The organism is Amycolatopsis sp. NPDC051071 (assembly GCF_040682875.1).
Lineage (GTDB): Bacteria > Actinomycetota > Actinomycetes > Mycobacteriales > Pseudonocardiaceae > Amycolatopsis.
This window is the reverse complement of the sequence record NZ_JBFBBY010000148.1, coordinates 1-17826: the sequence shown is the minus strand read 5'-3', so window position 1 is coordinate 17826 and position 17826 is coordinate 1. Positions and strand designations below refer to the sequence as shown.

Sequence of the window (17826 nt, the reverse complement as noted above, 5' to 3'; positions counted from 1 at the left end):
TATCTCTCGGCTCAGCCGAGGGAAGGGGTCCTTCACGCGCCGCTGTTGTGACTGGTGATGCTGCTGGGGCTCGTGATGGCCTTTCGGGACGGGTGAGGGGAACCTTGAGGGACTCTGGTCCCTCAAGGAGTCCTTCGAGGACCGGCCGCTACCCGGCTCACCCGCCGTAGGTACCTAAAACACCCGTCATTAGAACGACCCAAATCACTCACGAGGTCGTGAACCGCGGTCGTCAGCTCGCCGGGAGCTCGTCCGCCTTCCTGATCAGCGGCACCGGCGCCGGGCTGCCTGCCGCGTCCGTCAGCGGGGAGACGGTGCTGCGGAAACTTTCGAGTGCTTCCAGCTCCCGGCGTCGTGCCGAGATGAAGCGCTGCAGGTGGGTGCTCGACAGGTTCAGCGCGTCGACCGCGTTGCCCGCGGCCCGGTGCGCGGCCGCCGCTCCGGCCCGGACCTGCTCGACGTCCTCGACCAGCGCGCGTTCGGTCGCCGCGAACAGTGCCGCGGAAGCCAGTACGGCGAATCCGGTCGGTCCGCAGACGAACACCCGACGATCCAGCATCCAGCGCAGCAGCTCCGGGTCGGTGTCCAGTGCGGCGACGACGGCGGCGTCGGACGGGACGAACATGATGGTCCCGTAGATCGCGTCGGCCCAGCGCTGATATCCCTTGCCTGCCAGTTCGGCCGCCCGTGACCGCAGTTGCCGGACGTGCACGCGCAGCGCGTCCAGCCGTTCTTCGGGATCGTTCGTCTCGACCGCTTCGGCCCAGCAGGCCATGCTCGCCTTGGCGTCGACCGGCACCGTGCGCCCGCCGCCGACCCGCAGCACCATGTCCGGTTTCGCGGCACCGCCGCCTGCCAGGTCCGTTTGCAGGGTGAAGTGCAGCTCCTCGCGAAGCCCGAGCGCGCGGGCGGTTTCGAGCAGCACCTGCTCGCCAAGCTCGCCGCGTCCACTGATCGAGGCGAACGCCACCTCGTACCGGCGCAGCGCGAGTTGCTGCTGATCCCCTTTCGCCCGTTCGGCGGCGACCAGTTTCGCCGCCGCGTCCGCCCGGCGCATGCCGTCGTTGTACAGCCGCCACAGCAACGCGACGGCCACGAGAAGCAGCAACGCGAGCACGACGGCGGCGGTGGTGATCACCGTCTCCACCGGTACCTCCCCTCCGGATCCGAGTCGGGGACATCATGGCGGAAGCCACCGACAAAAACGCCACGGCCCGGTCGCGCTCCGTATCTGACCTGCGCCGTCCCCGGCGTGTCGGAAAGCGCGGCGTCACCAAGGGCGCGCCTCCCCTCTCCGGCCGGTGCGCGGCCCTACCTTGGGCTGCGTGAAGCTCCTGCACACGTCCGACTGGCATATCGGCCGCACCTTCCACGGCGCCGATCTGCTCGCCGAGCAAGACGCCGTGCTCAGTCACCTCGCCGACCTCGTGGCCGCCGAGTCGGTCGACGTCGTGCTCGTGTCCGGGGACATCTACGACCGGGCGGTGCCCTCGGCGGAGGCCGTCCGCGTGGCCACCACCGCGCTCGGCAGGCTCCGTCAGGCCGGGGCACGGCTCGTGATGACGCCCGGCAACCACGACTCCGCGCCGCGGCTGGGCGCGTTCGCGGACTTCGCCGCGGCGGGCGGGCTGCACCTGCGTGCCACGATCGACGGTCTCGCCGAGCCGGTGCTGTTTTCCGACGAACACGGCGAGGTCGCCGTCTACGGCATCCCGTATCTCGAACCGGAGCCCGCACGCCACGCTCTCGGCGTGCCCGAGGCCCGCGGCCACACCGGCGTCCTCACCGAAGCGATGCGGCGGATCCGGGAGGACCTCGCGGGGCGGCCGTCCGGAACGCGGTCGGTGATCCTCGCGCACGCCTTCGTCACCGGCGGCGAGCCGACCGACTCCGAGCGGACCATCGCGGTCGGCGGCGTCGAGCAGGTGCCGGGTTCGGTGTTCGACGGTGTCGACTACGTCGCGCTCGGCCATCTGCACGGCCCGCAGACCCTCGCCGAGCACCTGCGTTATTCCGGCAGCCCGCTGGCATACTCGTTTTCCGAGACACGCCAACGGAAATCGGTGTGGCTGGTGCATCTCGACGCGGACGGCCTCGCGGAGGTCCGGCGTCACGAACTGCCGGTACCGCGGCCTCTCGCCATGCTCCGCGGTGAGCTGGCGGACCTGCTGTCGGACCCGGAACACGACGACCTCACCGAACACTTCCTTTCGTTCACCGTCACCGACCGGGTCCGCCCGATCGACGCCATGCGCAAGCTGCGCGAGCGGTTCCCTCACGCCGTGCATATGGACTGGCTGCCGGAGGGCGGTCACGGCGGTGCGGTGCTGAAGTACGCCGATGCCGTCCGAGGGCGATCCGACGTCGAGATCACGCGTAGCTTCCTCGAAGACTGTCGCGGTTCCACGCCGTCGGAGAGCGAGGAGCGGTTGGTGCTGGCCGCCTTGGGTGCCGCGGGCAGGGAGCGCGAAGTATGAGGCTGCACCGGTTGGAGGTCGCCGCTTTCGGTCCGTACGCGGGCCGCGAGGTGGTGGACTTCGACGTGCTTGGCACCGACGGTCTCTTCCTGCTCCACGGCGACACCGGCGCGGGGAAGACGACCCTGCTCGACGCCATCGCGTTCGCGTTGTTCGGCACGGTCCCCGGCGCGCGTGGCGAGGTCAAACGGCTGCGCTGCGATCTCGCCGACCGCGATCAGATCACCGAGGTCGTCCTCGAACTGACCGTGCAGGGCCAGCGGATGCGCATCGCGCGCAACCCCGAGTACCAGCGGCCGAAGCGGCGCGGCGAGGGAATGACCATCCAGCAGGCGAAGGCGGTGCTGAGCTGGGTCGGCACGGTGCCCGCCGGGCACGTCGCGGAAGGCATCACCCGGATCGACGAGGTCGCGCGCACGGTCGAGCGCCTCATCGGGATGACACACGAACAGTTCTTCCAGGTGGTCTTGCTGCCGCAAGGCGAGTTCGCGCGGTTTCTGCGCGCGAACACCGCCGAGCGCGAGGAGTTGCTGGAGCGGCTGTTCGGCACCGAGCGGTTCGCGTGCGTCGAGGACTGGTTCGCGAACCTGCGGGCCGAACGTGGCCGCGAACTTCAGAAGCGTCAGCAGTCGCTGCGGGAGTGGATCGCGCGGTTCGCGCAGGTCGCCCGGCAGGAGGCGCCCGAAGAAGGACAGGCCGAGTGGGTCGACGCGATCCTCGCCGAATCGGCCGAGCGCGTCGCCGAGGCGCGAGAACGTGAGGAGAAGGCCCGGAAAGCGGCGAAGACCGCCGAGGCCGTCTGGCAGGAGAACCGGTCCACCGCCGAACGCATCCGCCGGGTCAGGACCGCGTACACGCGGCTTTCCGTGATCGCCGAACAAGCGGGGCAGCGCGCGGAGTGGGCGGAGGAGGTCGAAGCCGCCCATCGTGCGGCGGGAGTCGTCGCGGAGGCCGATCTCCTCGAACGCCGCTGGGATCAGCTCGCCGAGGCCGAAGCCGCCGAAGCGCTCCGGGCCCAAGAAGTGCCTGACGCCGGGGACAGTTCCGCTGCCGAGCTTCGTGCTCGTGCGGGTGGCGTGCGTGAAGAGGCCGGGGCGCTCGCGGAACTCGTGGCCGAAAGCGAGCAGCAGCACCAGGATCTGGTTCGCCGCGACCAGCTGAACGCCGCCGCCGAGAAGGCGAAGAAGCAGGCCGAGGAGTTCGCCGTCGAACTCGCCGCCGCGCCGGAGAGGGTCGCCGCGCTGCGGGCCGAAGCGCTCTCGGCCGCCGAAGCCGAAGCGAAGCTCGACGGCGTCCGCACTCGTGTCGACGAGTTGACCGCGCTGGTCCGGGACGCCGATGAGATCCCGAAGGCGGAGCAGGCCGTCACCCGGACGCGTTCGGCGGTGAGCGAGGCCGTGGACGTCCACCTGCGAGCTCGTGCGCATCGGCTGGACCTGCGGGAGCGGCGCCTCGACGGGATGGCGGCCGAACTCGCCGCGGGACTGCGCGCGGGTGAGAACTGCCCGGTTTGTGGGGCGACCGGGCATCCGGTGCCCGCCACGCGGATCGCCGGCCTGGTCGATCCCGAGGACGAGCGCCGCGCCGAAGTCGCGGAGCAGCAGGCCGACGTCCGGCGTGAGCAGGCGAAAGCCTCGTCGCAGGAGGCCGAAAACCGGCTGGCCGTTCTGGTCGAGCGGCTGGACGGCCGCACCGCGGAGTCGCTGAAGGCCGCCCTCAGCGAGGCTCGCGATCTGGTCGCCGCGTTGTCGGAGGCGGCTCGTCGCAAGCCCGTTCTCGAGACCCGGCTCGGTGACCTGGAACGGAAGGTCGAGCAGCTGACCGAACGCCGTCGCAAGGCCGAGCAGTACGCGGTCGAGGTCGCGACCGAGGTCCGCGGCCTCACGGAACGGCTGGCCGAACGGGAACGACGGCTGGAATCCGCACGCGGCGAGTTCCCCGACGTCGGCACCCGGCGGCGGCACTTGCTCGGCTTCGCGACCCGGCTCGACGCGCTGGCCGAGGCTCGGCTCGGTGTCCTCGGCGCGGCCGAGCGGCGCGACGAACAAGCCAAACTGGTCAAGGAAGCGTTGCGGGCCAAGGGTTTCGCCGATCTCGACGAGATGCGCACGGCATCGCGGCCGGACGAGCAGATCGTGAAACTCGAGAACAGCCTCGCCGACGCGAAGGTGATGGATCAGGCCGCGCGTCAGGAACTCGCGCAGCCCGAACTCTTCGGCATCTCGCCGGAGGACGAGATCGACGTCGCCGCTTCGGCCGACGCCGCGCAGGACACCCGGGGCGAAGCCGAACAGGCGCTGGTGGTGCTGCGGACGGCCACGGCCCGGCACGCCGACCTGACGAAGGTCGCCGATCGGATGACGTCGCTGATGGCGGAGCTGGCCCCGGTCGAGGAGCGGTACCTCGAACTGAAGGCACTCGCCGAGGTGGTCAACGGACGCGGGCAGAACGCGCGGAAGATGTCGCTGCGTTCGTATGTACTGGCCGCGCGGCTGGAGGAGGTCGCGGTGGCCGCGACCGCGCGCCTGCGGACGATGAGCCAAGGCCGCTATTCGTTCGTGCACTCCGACGCGGCCGGAGCCCGCGGCACTCGCGGCGGGCTCGGGCTCGACGTGCTCGACGACTACTCCGGCGCCATCCGGCCCGCGAAGACGCTCTCGGGCGGCGAGTCCTTCCTCGCGTCCCTTTCGCTGGCTCTGGGCCTCGCTGACGTCGTCGCCGCCGAAACCGGCGGAGCGCTACTGGACACCCTGTTCATCGACGAGGGCTTCGGGACGCTGGACGCCGAAACGCTCGACATCGTCATGAACATCCTCGACGAACTTCGCGCGGGCGGACGCGTGGTCGGCCTGGTTTCACACGTCGAGGAGCTGCGGCAGCGGATCCCGACCCGGCTGCGGGTGCGGAAGGCGCGCACCGGCTCGACCGTGGAGATCCACGCCGCTTGACCCGGCCCGGCCCGGCCCTGCCCTGCCCCGCTCAGCCCGGCCCCGCTCAGCCCCGCCCAGTGTCATGAGGGGTCCCCATAGGACGAAAAGTGCCCTATGGGGACCCCTCATGACACACGGCGCCGTCACACCGGTCACAAAACGGGCAAAGGTGATTCTTTACCCTCTCTGAGCTGAGGGGCCGCCGCCCGACCGGATCGATGAGCCGCGCCTGCGGACCGTTTCTCAAGCGGGCGGGAGTACCGTCTATGGAGTGTTTCCTGAGCATCGTCCCCGCAGGCTCCGCACCACTCCGGCCATGCGCAGGCTGGCCGGTGAGACGACACTGCGCCCGCGCCAGCTGATCCTCCCCATGTTCGTGGCCGAGGGTATCGACGCGCCCCGCCCGATCTCCAGCATGCCCGGGGTCGTCCAGCACACCCGCGATACGCTGCGCAAAGCCGCCGTCGACGCGGTCAACGCCGGCGTCGGCGGCCTGATGCTGTTCGGCATTCCGAAGACCCGTGACGCCGAGGGCTCCGGCGCGATCGACCCGGACGGCATCCTCAACGTCGCCCTGCGCGACTTGAGGGCCGAACTCGGCGACTCGACGGTTCTGATGGCCGACACCTGTCTCGACGAGTTCACCGACCACGGCCACTGCGGCGTCCTCGACTCCGACGGCGGTGTCGACAACGACGCGACGCTGCGCGTGTACGCGGAAATGGCTCTGGCGCAGGCGGAAGCGGGTGCGCATCTGCTCGGGCCCAGCGGGATGATGGACGGCCAGGTCGGCGTCATCCGCGCCGCCCTCGACCGCGCGGGACGCACTGACACCGGCATCCTCGCCTACTCGGCGAAGTTCGCCAGCGCGTTCTACGGCCCCTTCCGCGAGGCCGTCGATTCGCAGCTGAAGGGCGACCGCAAGACTTACCAGCAGGATCCGGGCAACGTGCGTGAGGCGCTGCGTGAGATCGAGCTGGACATCGCCGAGGGCGCGGACATGGTCATGGTCAAGCCCGCACTGTCCTATTTGGACGTCATCAGGGCGGCAGCGGAGGCCTCGCCGGTTCCCGTCGCGGCATACAACATCTCGGGTGAGTACGCGATGGTCGAGGCCGCCGCGGCGAACGGCTGGCTCGACCGCGAGCGCACGATCCTCGAGGTGCTGACGTCCATCCGCCGGGCCGGCGCGGACATGATCCTCACCTACTGGGCCACCGAAGCCGCCGCTTGGCTGGACTGATCGCGTCGATTCGCGCACAAGCTACCCGGGCGCCAACGCTCTGGCCTGCGGAACCACGTAGGCTGCCCGGCGTGAGCGACAGCACAGCCGACGAAACCGACGACGAGCGCCGCGTGCGGGGGAGGGCGCCTGATCCGATTCTCCCCGGCCAGAAGGCGAAGAAGATCACGGTGCCGAAGCCGGTCGCCATCTCGTTCTGGCTGTGGATCGGGGCCGGGGTCGTCCTGATCGTCGGGCAGATCGCCCTCCTGGCGTTGAAGCAGCAACTGACCGACGGAGTCGTCAAGCAGGTCACCGCCAACCCGGTACCTGGGCAGCCGCTCGACCCGGCGCAGATCGCGTCCGGCATCGAGAAGCTGCTTTGGCTGCTCCTCGCCGGGGCAGTCACCTTCGCCGTCCTGTTCGCGTTGTTCGCCTACAAGGCCCGCGAGGGGACGCGTTCGGCCAGGACCGTGCTGACCGTGGGGGCGGTCTTTCTGGTGCTGGTGGAGCTGCTCGTACTTCGCGGCGCGCTCAACGTGTTCCTGCTGGTGGCCACCTTGCTGGTGGCGATCGCGCTGATCCTGATGTACCTGCCCAGTGTGTCCGACCACTTCCCGAAGGTCGGGCGCGAGCTGCCATGACGCCCGAGCCGGCCCTCTACGGCGAACCCGGTGTCGGCTGGACGGCGTTGCTGTGGGCACCGCTGTTCGCCCTCGCCGGGTTGCTCGCCGAACTGGTGACCGGCGGGCCGGTGCACTGGCTCGCCTGGATCCTGGTCGCGGCCGGGCTGGTGCTGATCACCGTGCCGTGGGTGTACGCCCGCCGCCGGTACCTTTCGCTCGAAGTCACCGCCGACGGCTACCGGCAGGGCAGGGAAACGCTGGAGGCGGCCCGGATCGCCGAGGTTCTCGAAGACGAGGCCCCGGTCGGTTCGCGCGTGCTCGGCGGCGGCTGGACGATCCCCAAGAAGTACGACGAAGTCGCGCTGAAGCTCGATGACGGCGTCTTCGTCCGTGCCTGGGCCAAGGATCCGGACGCCTTGCGCGAGGCACTCGAGGGTTTGGTGCGTGCTCGCACCACAGAGTCATGAGAAGCTGCTCATCGTGATCGACCTTCCCCAGCCGACCGGGGCCGAGCTGTGGCCGCCGGAGGACACCCGGCCCGCGGCCCGGCTGCACAAACCCCTGCGTGCTCTGGTGGGGGCGGTCGAGCTGATCCTCGCCGCGCTCGCGGTGTGGGGTGCCTTCGCGTGCTGGAAGGCAGGTGTCGTCCCCGTCGTGATCACCTACGGCGACACGACGCTCGAATCGCAGCGGTACTTCGGCGGCCCGCTCGCCGGTGCCATCGGGCTGGGTGTGCTGGCCGCGCTCCTCGTGGTGGACGCGATCCGGCAGTTCCTGCTCGCCGTCCGGGTCAAGGGGCGCGAGCCCAAGGAGCCCCCGCACTCCAGACACGGGCTCAGTTGAGCCAGACGACCGCGGCGTTGACCGCGGTCGAGAACAGCAGCCACAGCAGGTACGGCACGAGCAGCCAGGCCGCGAGCTTCGACCGGCGCGCGAACTCCAGCATCGTGACGGCCACGACGAGGTCCAGCACGACGACGTCGGCGAGCGCCAGGACGTGCGCGCCGCCGGCGAAGAACAGCGGCGTCCACAGCAGGGTCAGCAGCAGGCAGACGCCGTAGAGGGCGAAGCCGCGCGTTTCGCCGTCGGTCCGCCAGTAGCTCCAGCCCGCGAAGGCGACCACCAGGAGCAGGGCCGACCACACCGGACCGTAGAGCCAGCCCGGCGGTGCCCACGACGGGCGTGCCAGCAGGTTGTGCACCTCCGGGCGGGTGGCCACGGCCAGTGCGGCGACCCCGCCCACGATCGCCGACATGGCGACGAAGCCGGCCAGCGCCTGCCAGCGCAAGCGCCGGTGGTGGGACGGCGTGGACACGTGGATCCCTCCGCGAGGTTCGTCAGGAGTGCTTTCACCCTAGTGGGACCGGTCACGCCTCGCCGGGACCGCGAGGACTCGGCGGCGGGTGTCATCCGGTATTTGCGAGACTGGGGAGGTGACTACCGGAGTCGATCAGTCCAAGGCATGGTTCGAACGAGCGAAAGCCGTGGTCCCGGGCGGGGTGAACTCCCCGGTGCGGGCTTTCAACTCCGTCGGCGGCACCCCGCGGTTCATGGTGCGCGGTGAGGGTCCGTATCTCTGGGACGCCGACGGCAACCGCTACGTCGATCTGGTCTCCTCGTGGGGGCCGATGATCCTCGGGCACGCGCATCCGGACGTCGTCTCCGCCGCGCGCGAAGCCGCCGTCAACGGCCTGTCGTTCGGCACGCCGACCCTCGGCGAGGTCGAACTGGCCGAGGAGATCATCGGCCGCGTCGAGCCGGTGGAGCAGGTTCGCCTGGTCAACTCCGGCACCGAGGCGACGATGAGCGCGATCCGGCTGGCCAGGGGGTTCACCGGCCGGGCGAAGATCATCAAGTTCGCGGGCTGCTATCACGGCCACGTCGACGCGCTGCTCGCCGAAGCGGGTTCCGGCGTCGCGACGCTCGGCCTGCCGACGTCGCCCGGCGTCACCGGCGCTCAGGCGGCCGACACGATCGTCCTGCCCTACAACGACCTCGACGCGGTCCGTAAGTCCTTTGTGGACAACCCGGAGTCGATCGCGGCGATCATCACCGAAGCGGCAGCCGGCAACATGGGTGCCATCGCCCCCGCCGAGGGTTTCAACGCCGGGCTCAAGGAGATCGCCCGCGATCACGGCGCGCTGCTGATCATGGACGAGGTGATGACCGGGTTCCGCGTTTCCAAGGCGGGCTGGTTCGGCCTCGAAGGCGTCGCCGGTGACCTGTACACCTTCGGCAAGGTGATGTCCGGCGGGCTGCCGGCCGCGGCCTTCGGCGGACGCGCCGACGTCATGGCGAAACTGGCCCCGGGCGGGCCGGTGTACCAGGCAGGGACGCTGTCGGGGAACCCCGTCGCCGTCGCCGCCGGTCTCGCGACGCTGCGCGCGGCCGACGACGCCGTGTACGCCGCCCTCGACGCCAACGCGAAGCGGCTCGGCGACCTGTTCGGCCGGTCGCTGACCGAGGCCGGTGTCACGCACACCGTGCAGTACGCGGGCAACCTGGTCAGCGTGTTCTTCAGCGACGGCCCGGTGACGAACTACCCGGGCGCGCAGGCTTCGGAGACCTGGCGGTTCCCGGCGTTCTTCCACGCGTTGCTGGACAACGGCGTCTACGGGCCGCCGAGCGCGTACGAGGCGTGGTTCGTCAACGCGGCCATGGGCGATGCCGAGTTCGAGATCATCGAGTCCGCGCTGCGGGTGGCCGCCCGTGCGGCGGCCGAGGCGGTCCAGGCGTGAGCGAGACGACGATTGTGCACCTGCTCCGCCACGGTGAGGTGCACAACCCGGACAAGATCCTGTACGGCCGCCTGCCCGGCTTCAAACTGTCGGACCGCGGACAGCGCCAGGCGCTGACGGTCGCCGAAGCCGTCGCGAAGCACGACATCACACATGTCGTCGCTTCGCCGCTTCAGCGCGCTCAGGAGACCGCCGCGCCGATCGCCGCCGCGCACCGGCTCGACGTCGACACCGACGACAGGCTGATCGAGGCGGACAACCAGTTCGAGGGTGAGCGGGTCGCCGTCGGCGACGGCGCGCTGCGTCAGCCGAAGCACTGGCCGAAGCTGGTCAACCCGTTCCGGCCGTCGTGGGGCGAGCCGTATGTCGAGATCGCGCACCGCATGCTCGGCGCGATCTACCGCGCGCGGCAGGCGGCGGAGGGGCACGAGGCGCTGTGCGTCTCGCACCAGCTGCCGATCTGGACCGTACGGCGGTTCCTGGAGGCGAAGCGGCTTTGGCACGACCCGCGGAACCGGCAGTGCTCACTCGCTTCGCTGACCAGCCTGGTCTTCGAAGGCGAAGAGCTCGTACGGATCGTCTACAGCGAGCCCGCCGGCACGACCGACCCGAAGGTGACCGGCGCGTGAAGCGGCTCCTGGCGGCTGTTCTCGTACTGGCGCTCGCCGTCACCGGCTGCACCACCGGGAAGGACGCCGTCGTCACCGGTGGCACGTTCAACTTCGTGTCGCCGGGTGGGAAGGTCGACATCACCTACGACGTCGCCGACCGGCAGCAGTCACCGGCGTTGTCCGGCGACGATCTGATGAACGAGGGCAAGCGGCTCTCGATCGCCGACTTCCCCGGCAAGGTCATCGTGCTGAACCTGTGGGGTCAATGGTGCGGGCCGTGCCGCGTCGAGGCGCCGGAGATGCAGAAGGTCTACGACCAGACGAAGGCGTCCGGTGTCCAGGTGGTCGGCATCGACCTGCGGGACAACGACCGGGCGCCGGCGCAGGACTTCATGCGGGACCGGAAGCTGACCTACCCGTCGATCTACGATCCGGCGGGGCGGACGCTGCTGCAGCTCTCTGGCTACCCGCGCAACATCATCCCGTCGACGATCGTGCTGGACAAACAGCACCGCGTCGCGGCGGTCTTCCTGCGGGACCTGCTGGCGTCGGACCTGCTGCCCGTCGTCGAGCGCCTGGCCGCCGAACCCGCCTGAACGCGGGGGCTGGTTATCCTCATGGCGCCGCGTGGGGCGGCACTGAACTGGGGAGAAGGAAATGACGACTGCCGCGGACGTACCCAGATCCGGTCAACGTGACGCCGAGGCCATGATCGCGGAGGCCAAGAAGGCCCTCTGGGTCATGGTCGGCGTGCTCGTCGTCCTCTGGCTGATCCAGATCTACAACGCCATCGACGGCTACGAGCTCGCTCTCGAATACGGGACACGGGCGCGGGAGATCAGTTCGCTGCCCACCGTGCTCACCGCGCCGCTCATGCACGCGAGCTGGGGACATATCGAGTTCAACTCCGGACCTCTGTTCATCTTCGGGTTCCTCGCCGCGTATCGAGGGGTGAAGAAGTTCCTCAGCGTGACGATCCTGATCGCGGTGACGAGCGGGCTCGGCGCCTGGACCCTGCACGACTCCGGCACGGTCGGGGTCGGCGCGAGCGGCCTGGTGATGGGGTACTTCGGGTACGTGCTCGTCCGCGGGATCTTCGACCGGCACAAGATCGACATCGTGATCGGGCTGGTGATGGCGTTGTGCTTCGCGTACCAGTTCACGAACCTGTTCCCGCAGGACGCGGGCGTCAGCTGGCAGGCGCACCTTTTCGGCTTCCTCGGCGGCCTCGCGGGCGGCTGGGTGTTCCGGGACCGCCGTCCCAAGCCGGTATCCGCCGCCCCCGCCTTCCCGGCCATCCCGCTCACGCCACCCGACGCCCTCAAGTAACCGCATTTAGAGGACTAAACGCGGCGGGTCCTCGACGGGACCAACGTCCTGATCGGATGCGACGTAGGTCCCGTTGAGGGCGCCCCGGCGTGTTCACCTCGACCACACTGCCTACGCTCCTTTGCGTGAACTCCGTTACCGAGCTGGCGCTTTCGGGGCCGCTGTTGCTCGCGGCGGGTGTCGCGCTGCTGGCCGGGACGATCTCTTTCGCGTCCCCGTGCGTCGTGCCGCTGGTGCCCGGGTATCTCGCGTACCTGGCGGCGCTGGTCGGCGCGGACGCCCCGGCGGTCAGCCCCGGCGAAGAGCGCAAGAAAGGTCGTTACGCCGTCGTCGGCGCGGCGGCGCTGTTCGTGCTCGGGTTCACCGTCGTCTTCGTGGTGACGCTGGGGACGCTGGTCTGGATCGCCGACGCCGTCGCGTTCAACATGGACCTCCTCCAGCGCCTCGGCGGCGTGCTGACGATCGCGATGGCGCTGGTGTTCCTCGGCTGGATCCCCGGGCTGCAGCGCGAGTTCCGCTCGCATCACGTACCGCGCGGCGGGCTGTGGGGCGCGCCGGTGCTCGGCGCGGTGTTCGGGCTCGGCTGGACGCCGTGCATCGGGCCCACGCTGTCCGCGGTCATGTCCATGGCCAGCGCCACCGGCGGGGCGGCAGCACGTGGGTATGTGCTGATCCTGGTCTACTGCCTCGGCCTCGGCGTCCCGTTCCTCCTCATCGCGTTCGGCGCCCGCTGGGCCGTCCGCGCGACGGATTGGCTGCGCCGCCACGGCCGTCAGGTGCAGGTCTTCGGCGGCGCCCTGCTGCTGGTCGTCGGCGTCCTGCTGGTGACCGGGCTGTGGGGCGACATGACCGGCTGGATCCGGAACACCCTCGTGACCAACCTCAGGCTGCCCTTGTGACCACCACTGAAGCTCCGCCGAAGCACGAATTCCGCCAGACGCCGTTGAAGCGCGTCCTCGCCTTCCTTCGCAATACTTGGCGTGGGCTGACGTCGATGCGCACCGCGCTGGTGCTGCTGTTCCTGCTCGCGCTCGCCGCGATGCCCGGCGCCCTGCTGCCGCAACGGAACCTCAACGCCGCCAAGACCGACGAGTACATCGCCGCGCACGGCTGGTGGGGCGAACTGCTCGACCGCACGCAGTTCTTCGAGGTGTACGGCAGCGTCTGGTTCTCCGCGATCTACCTCCTGCTGATGGTCTCGCTCATCGGCTGCCTCGCGCCGCGCAGCTTCGAGTACGCCAAGGCGATGCGTGCGAAGCCGGTGATCACCCCGCGCCGCCTCTCGCGGATGCCGCATCACGTGTCCACCACGACCGACCGGACGCCCGAGACGGTCATGAAGGACACTCACGCGCTGCTCAAAGGCTGGCGCCGCATCGAGCGCGAAGAGGCCGACGGCGTGCGAAGCATCTCCGCCGAGCGAGGCTTCCTTCGCGAGACCGGCAACCTCGTCTTCCACTTCGGGATGCTCGGCCTGATCATCTTCTTCGCGCTCGGCAAGCTCTTCGGTTACGAAGGCCAGGTCATCGTCCAGGCCGACAACAGCCAGTGGTGCAACTCCGGCATCCTCGGCTACGACACCTTCAACCCCGGGTTGCGTGTCGACGGCACCGACCTGAATCCCTTCTGCATCCGGCTGAAGGACTTCGAGGCGCGCTACACCGCGGCCGGGCAGGCGAACTACTACCACTCCAATATGGAGTACCAGTCCGGCGACGACCTGAACACCGGCACCTGGAAGCCGTACGGGCTCGAGGTCAACTCGCCGCTGCGCACCGCCGGCGACCGCGTCTACCTGCTGAACTTCGGCTACTCCCCGAAGTTCACGGTCACCTTCCCCGACGGCACCGTGCGGACCAACATCACGCCGTGGCGTCCCGCCGACGAGCCGACGAAGCTCTCCGAAGGCGCGACGAAGATCGACCAGCCCGGCATCACCGACCCGATCGAGCGCCGCACCCGGCAGCTCGCGATCACCGGCCTCCTCGCCCCGACCGCGTTCATGCACGGCAACGTGCTGACGTCGTCGCGGCCGGAGGCGAACAAACCGGCGGTGGCCGTCGACATCTACCGCGGCGACCTCGGGCTCGACGCCGGCCGCGGGCAGTCGATCTTCCAGATCGACCAGTCGCTCGTCGAGGACGGCAGGCTCAAGAAGCTCACCCGGCAGAACCTGGACCAGGGCCAGGAGACCGTGCTGGACGACGGCACGAAGGTCCGCTTCGACGGCGTACAGGAATGGGTCGCCATCCAGGTCTCGCACGACCCGGTGCAGGGCTGGGTGCTGGGTTGCGCGGTCGCGATGCTGATCGGGCTGGCGGGATCGTTGCTGGTCAAACGGCGTCGGGTGTGGGTGCGGGTGACCCCGGCGCGTGAAGGCGGGACAGGTACCGTGATCGAGGTCGCCGGGCTGGCGCGCACCGATCAGGCGGGCTACGGCGAAGAGTTCCAGCGGATCAGCGACAAGCTGGTCCAGGGGCAGAGAGGCAACTAGAGGCCATGCCGATCAACCAGACGCTGTCCCAGTACAGCGACTACTCCTACACCACCGCGACGGCGATTTACGTCCTCGCGCTGATGTTCACCCTGTTCGAGCAGGGTTTCGGGGCGAAGGGCCGTCTGGCGGCGGAGCGCAGCAAGCAGCGCGTCCGCGAACTGGTCGGCGCGGGTGGTCCGTCGGTGAGCACCGTGACACCCGCCGAGCCGCCGCGTGAGGTCGGCCGCCCCGAACGCGTCGGCCGCATGGGTGCCGCGCTGCTGGTGCTCGCCGCGTTGCTGCACCTGGCCGCGATCGTGCTGCGCGGGTTCGCCGTGCACCGCGCGCCGTGGGGCAACATGTACGAGTACGGCATGGCCACGACCTTCATCGCGGTCCTGACCTGGATCGTCATCCTGCGGAAGTTCCCGGTCCGCCACCTCACCGGCTTCGTGCTCACGCCGGTCGTGATCCTGATGTTCGTCAACGGCACCATGCTGTACACGACGGCCGCGCCGGTGCAGCCCGCACTGCAGTCGTACTGGCTGATCATCCACGTTTCCGCGGCCATCATCGGCTCGGGTGTCTTCCTCGTGCCGGGTGTCGCGAGCGTCCTCTACCTCTTCCGCGCCGCCCACGACGACAACCCGGCGAAGTTCGCCAAGTTCGGCCCGAAGCTGCCGACCGCGGACGTGCTCGACCGCATCGCCTACCGCACCACCATCTTCGCCTTCCCGGTCTTCACCTTCGGCGTGCTGTGCGGCGCCGTGTGGGCCGAGGCGGCATGGGGCCGGTTCTGGGGCTGGGACCCCAAGGAGACCGTCGCTTTCGTGGCGTGGGTCGTCTACGCGGCGTACCTCCACTCCCGCGCCACCGCGGGCTGGCGCGGCAAGCGGGCCGCGATCATCAACGTCGTCGGATTCTCCGCGACGGTCTTCAACCTGTTCTTCGTGAACCTGGTGACCTCGGGTCTGCACTCCTACGCCGGGGGCTGACCGTCGCCGCTGCACGTGTGCCGACTACCGTCAATACTGAGGTAGGGAAAGACGTGCGCGGAGGAGGAATTCAGCGGTGACCGGACCCAGCGAAGAATCGGCTCCTGGCCACCCCGAACCCACCGAGAGCGCCCCGCCCTCGGAGTTGTTCTCCGAGGATCGGACGGACTCGGCACCGCATCCGAACGCGGGTGGCGGTTTCGAATCCGAGCCGACGCAGGCCGTGCAGCCGCAGTACGCGCAGCAGGCCGAGTACGCGCAGCAGGGCCCGTACGCGCAGCAGCCCGCGCAGGCCGCCCAGCAGCAGCCTGCTCAGCCCGCCCCGCCGCCCGCGCAAATGGCCCAGCAGCCTGCTCAGCCCGCGCAGCCGCCGTTGCCGCAGCCGTCGCATGGGCAGTATCCGCAGCAGCCCTACGACCAGAACCTGCCGCCCCTGCAGCCTCAGCAGCCGCAACAACCCCAGTACCCGGCGCAGCCGCAGTACGCGCCGCAGCAGCAGCCGCAGCCGGTCCAGCAGGCCGCGGTTCCGGGGCTTCCGCAACCGCAGGGCAGGCACGCGCTGCCGGACGAACTCGCCACCGCGAGCCTGGTCAAGCCGCAGAAGCGCAAACCGCAGTCGGGTTGGCGCAAAGCGCTTTACGTGGGCACCGGCAAGCTCGTCAACCCGGGGGAGAGCCCGGCCGACACCCGTAAGCGTGAACTGATCGCGCAGATCAACCAGCCGCTGCGCGGGTGCTACAAGATCGCGATGCTGAGCCTCAAGGGCGGCGTCGGCAAGACCACCACGACCACCACGCTGGGCTCGACGTTCGCGTCGCTGCGTGGTGACCGGGTCGTCGCCGTCGACGCGAACCCTGACCGCGGGACGCTGTCGCAGAAGATCCCGATCGAGACCACCGCGACCGTGCGTCATCTGCTGCGGGACGCGGACAAGATCACCAGGTACAGCGACGTCCGCTCGTACACCTCGCAGGGCGGCAGCCGGCTGGAGATCCTCGCCAGCGAACAGGATCCGGCGGTTTCGGAGGCGTTCTCCGAGGACGACTACCGGCGCACGGTCAACCTGCTGGAGCACTTCTACAACATCGTGCTCACCGACTGCGGGACCGGCCTGATGCACTCGGCGATGAAGGGTGTCCTCGACGTCGCGGACGCGCTGGTCGTGGTCTCTTCAGGCTCCGTGGACGGCGCGCGCAGTGCCTCGGCGACACTGGACTGGCTGGAGGCGCACGGCTACGGCGACCTGGTCAAACGCTCCGTCGCGGTGATCAACTCGGTGCGGCCCAAGGGTGGCTCCGTCGACCTCGACAAGCTCTCCGCGCACTTCGGCGCGCGGGTCCGGTCCGTCTGCCGGATCCCGTTCGACTTGCATCTGGAAGAGGGCGCCGAGATCGAACTGGACCGGCTCGAAGCCGACACCCGGCTGGGGCTACTGGAACTGGCCGCCACCGTCGCCGACGGTTTCGGTGGCCAGCAGTACCGGCAGGTCCAGCCCTAGTTCACCCAGGCCCGCGGCGTCCTACTCTTCGTCGTCCTCTTTACCTTTGCGCTGCTGCTCACCGAGCTTGCGCAGGAAGTCGGGGTCGTCGTCCGGGGCCAGCGTCGGCCGCGTCGAGGGCACCCCGACGCGCTCGATCCCGAACGCGCGCCACAAGACCACGGCGACGGTGAGCGCTCCGATGGCCGCGAGCAGATAGATCATGCTCGGTCCCTTTCCGCGTGGAGGACGTTGCTCAGTCCCACGAGGCTAGCCTCTTTGCCGCGCGCGGGGGGACCTGCGGATACCCCAATGTGACGAAGGGCCGTTTTGCGCCCTTCGTCACCGGAGTCGTATTTAAGAGAAATACCAGGTCAAACCTTGCGGGCGGGTTCACTGGCGTCGGTGGTCAGCTCGGCGAGAAGCTCGTTCACTTCAGCCTCACGGAACCGGCGGTGCCCGCCGGGAGTGCGGATCGAGCCGATCCGGCCCGCCGTCGCCCAACGGGTAACGGTCTTGGGGTCAACCCGGAACAGGGCCGCCACTTCACCGGGGGTGAGCAACCTTCCGCCCATGGTCGCGGTCATTTTCCGCCTCCTTCACGGCTTCACTGCTAAACCGGCTCTAGCGCCAAAGCCGAGAGGGGCCCTGTGCCCGTCACGCCGGGGTAGCCAACGCGGCAATCGTTGCATCTCACCCGTCAGGTACTCGAACGGTTGTCCAACAGTAAAGAGCCCTTAAAGGTCAAAACCGACAACCACGACATGTGCCTACGGGCCCCGCGGTCTTGTCACGGAAGTACGAAAACGCGCCCTGGTCATGCGAATCGGCCCGTGCCGCCCAAGTGGTTGGTTTCGGAAGTCCTTCGGGGTCTCGACGGCCCAGCTTCCCGCTGGACGTACGGCCGAAAGGTCCGAGTACAACCCGGTACGAGGACCTTCCGGC

General features: G+C 69.3%; 18 protein-coding genes. 14 read left to right on the top strand and 4 right to left on the bottom strand.

Translation table 11 applies throughout. From position 1 onward, the window contains the following. Positions 1-232 precede the first annotated feature (232 nt). Positions 233-1147, bottom strand: a complete 915-nt coding sequence (rmuC, locus tag AB0M65_RS32715) for a DNA recombination protein RmuC (RefSeq protein WP_364036410.1) — start codon at positions 1145-1147, stop codon at positions 233-235. A gap of 178 nt (positions 1148-1325) precedes the next feature. Between rmuC and AB0M65_RS32710 the strand changes: the two genes are divergently transcribed. The 6 genes from AB0M65_RS32710 to AB0M65_RS32685 all read left to right on the top strand — a co-directional run bounded on the left by AB0M65_RS32710 (position 1326) and on the right by AB0M65_RS32685 (position 8098). Beyond that, a complete protein-coding gene (locus tag AB0M65_RS32710) occupies positions 1326-2477 on the top strand; it encodes an exonuclease SbcCD subunit D (protein ID WP_364036407.1) in 1152 nt (383 codons plus the stop codon). Beyond that, positions 2474-5425, top strand: coding sequence for an SMC family ATPase (locus AB0M65_RS32705; protein ID WP_364036404.1), 2952 nt, complete (start codon positions 2474-2476; stop codon positions 5423-5425). The genes AB0M65_RS32710 and AB0M65_RS32705 overlap by 4 nt, the downstream gene beginning before the upstream one ends. Before the next feature lie 253 nt (positions 5426-5678). Then, complete coding sequence (gene hemB, locus AB0M65_RS32700) at positions 5679-6650, top strand: porphobilinogen synthase (RefSeq protein WP_364036401.1); 972 nt, start codon at positions 5679-5681, stop codon at positions 6648-6650. Between the two features lie 71 nt (positions 6651-6721). After that, on the top strand, positions 6722-7273 hold the full coding sequence (locus tag AB0M65_RS32695; protein ID WP_364036398.1) for a hypothetical protein: 552 nt from the start codon (positions 6722-6724) through the stop codon (positions 7271-7273). After that, positions 7270-7722 carry a hypothetical protein gene (locus AB0M65_RS32690; protein ID WP_364036395.1) on the top strand — a complete coding sequence of 151 codons (453 nt, stop codon included), beginning with the start codon at positions 7270-7272 and terminating at the stop codon, positions 7720-7722. The genes AB0M65_RS32695 and AB0M65_RS32690 overlap by 4 nt, the downstream gene beginning before the upstream one ends. After that, entirely contained in the window at positions 7700-8098 is a 399-nt protein-coding gene (locus AB0M65_RS32685; protein WP_364036392.1) for a hypothetical protein, read from the top strand. The genes AB0M65_RS32690 and AB0M65_RS32685 overlap by 23 nt, the downstream gene beginning before the upstream one ends. Here the strand turns inward: AB0M65_RS32685 and AB0M65_RS32680 are convergent. Continuing rightward, complete coding sequence (locus AB0M65_RS32680) at positions 8091-8510, bottom strand: TspO/MBR family protein (protein ID WP_364036413.1); 420 nt, start codon at positions 8508-8510, stop codon at positions 8091-8093. The two genes, AB0M65_RS32685 and AB0M65_RS32680, sit on opposite strands and share 8 nt — an antisense overlap. A 178-nt stretch (positions 8511-8688) precedes the next feature. Between AB0M65_RS32680 and hemL the strand changes: the two genes are divergently transcribed. From hemL to AB0M65_RS32640, 8 genes are all read left to right on the top strand, one after another. Beyond that, on the top strand, positions 8689-9993 hold the full coding sequence (gene hemL / locus AB0M65_RS32675) for a glutamate-1-semialdehyde 2,1-aminomutase (protein WP_364036389.1): 1305 nt from the start codon (positions 8689-8691) through the stop codon (positions 9991-9993). Next, positions 9990-10622 (top strand): histidine phosphatase family protein, encoded by a 633-nt coding sequence (locus AB0M65_RS32670; protein ID WP_364036386.1) that lies wholly within the window; start codon positions 9990-9992, stop codon positions 10620-10622. Before hemL ends, AB0M65_RS32670 begins: the two co-directional genes overlap by 4 nt. Continuing rightward, positions 10619-11200 carry a TlpA disulfide reductase family protein gene (locus AB0M65_RS32665; RefSeq protein WP_364036383.1) on the top strand — a complete coding sequence of 194 codons (582 nt, stop codon included), beginning with the start codon at positions 10619-10621 and terminating at the stop codon, positions 11198-11200. The genes AB0M65_RS32670 and AB0M65_RS32665 overlap by 4 nt, the downstream gene beginning before the upstream one ends. Before the next feature lie 61 nt (positions 11201-11261). Further along, on the top strand, positions 11262-11933 hold the full coding sequence (locus AB0M65_RS32660) for a rhomboid family intramembrane serine protease (RefSeq protein ID WP_364036380.1): 672 nt from the start codon (positions 11262-11264) through the stop codon (positions 11931-11933). Between the two features lie 125 nt (positions 11934-12058). Next, positions 12059-12832, top strand: a complete 774-nt coding sequence (locus tag AB0M65_RS32655) for a cytochrome c biogenesis CcdA family protein (RefSeq protein ID WP_364036377.1) — start codon at positions 12059-12061, stop codon at positions 12830-12832. Next, positions 12829-14427, top strand: coding sequence for a cytochrome c biogenesis protein ResB (locus AB0M65_RS32650; protein WP_364036374.1), 1599 nt, complete (start codon positions 12829-12831; stop codon positions 14425-14427). The genes AB0M65_RS32655 and AB0M65_RS32650 overlap by 4 nt, the downstream gene beginning before the upstream one ends. A 5-nt stretch (positions 14428-14432) precedes the next feature. Further along, positions 14433-15404 (top strand): c-type cytochrome biogenesis protein CcsB, encoded by a 972-nt coding sequence (ccsB, locus tag AB0M65_RS32645; RefSeq protein ID WP_364036371.1) that lies wholly within the window; start codon positions 14433-14435, stop codon positions 15402-15404. A gap of 76 nt (positions 15405-15480) precedes the next feature. After that, positions 15481-16902: a MinD/ParA family protein gene (locus tag AB0M65_RS32640; protein ID WP_364036368.1), complete on the top strand. Its 1422-nt coding sequence runs from the start codon at positions 15481-15483 to the stop codon at positions 16900-16902. 21 nt (positions 16903-16923) lie between these two features. Here AB0M65_RS32640 and AB0M65_RS32635 read toward each other — a convergent pair whose 3' ends face one another. Together AB0M65_RS32635 and AB0M65_RS32630 are read right to left on the bottom strand one after the other, a co-directional pair. Further along, on the bottom strand, positions 16924-17106 hold the full coding sequence (locus AB0M65_RS32635; protein ID WP_364036365.1) for a hypothetical protein: 183 nt from the start codon (positions 17104-17106) through the stop codon (positions 16924-16926). 149 nt (positions 17107-17255) lie between these two features. Beyond that, positions 17256-17468 carry a BldC family transcriptional regulator gene (locus AB0M65_RS32630; protein ID WP_005151795.1) on the bottom strand — a complete coding sequence of 71 codons (213 nt, stop codon included), beginning with the start codon at positions 17466-17468 and terminating at the stop codon, positions 17256-17258. Positions 17469-17826 lie beyond the last annotated feature (358 nt).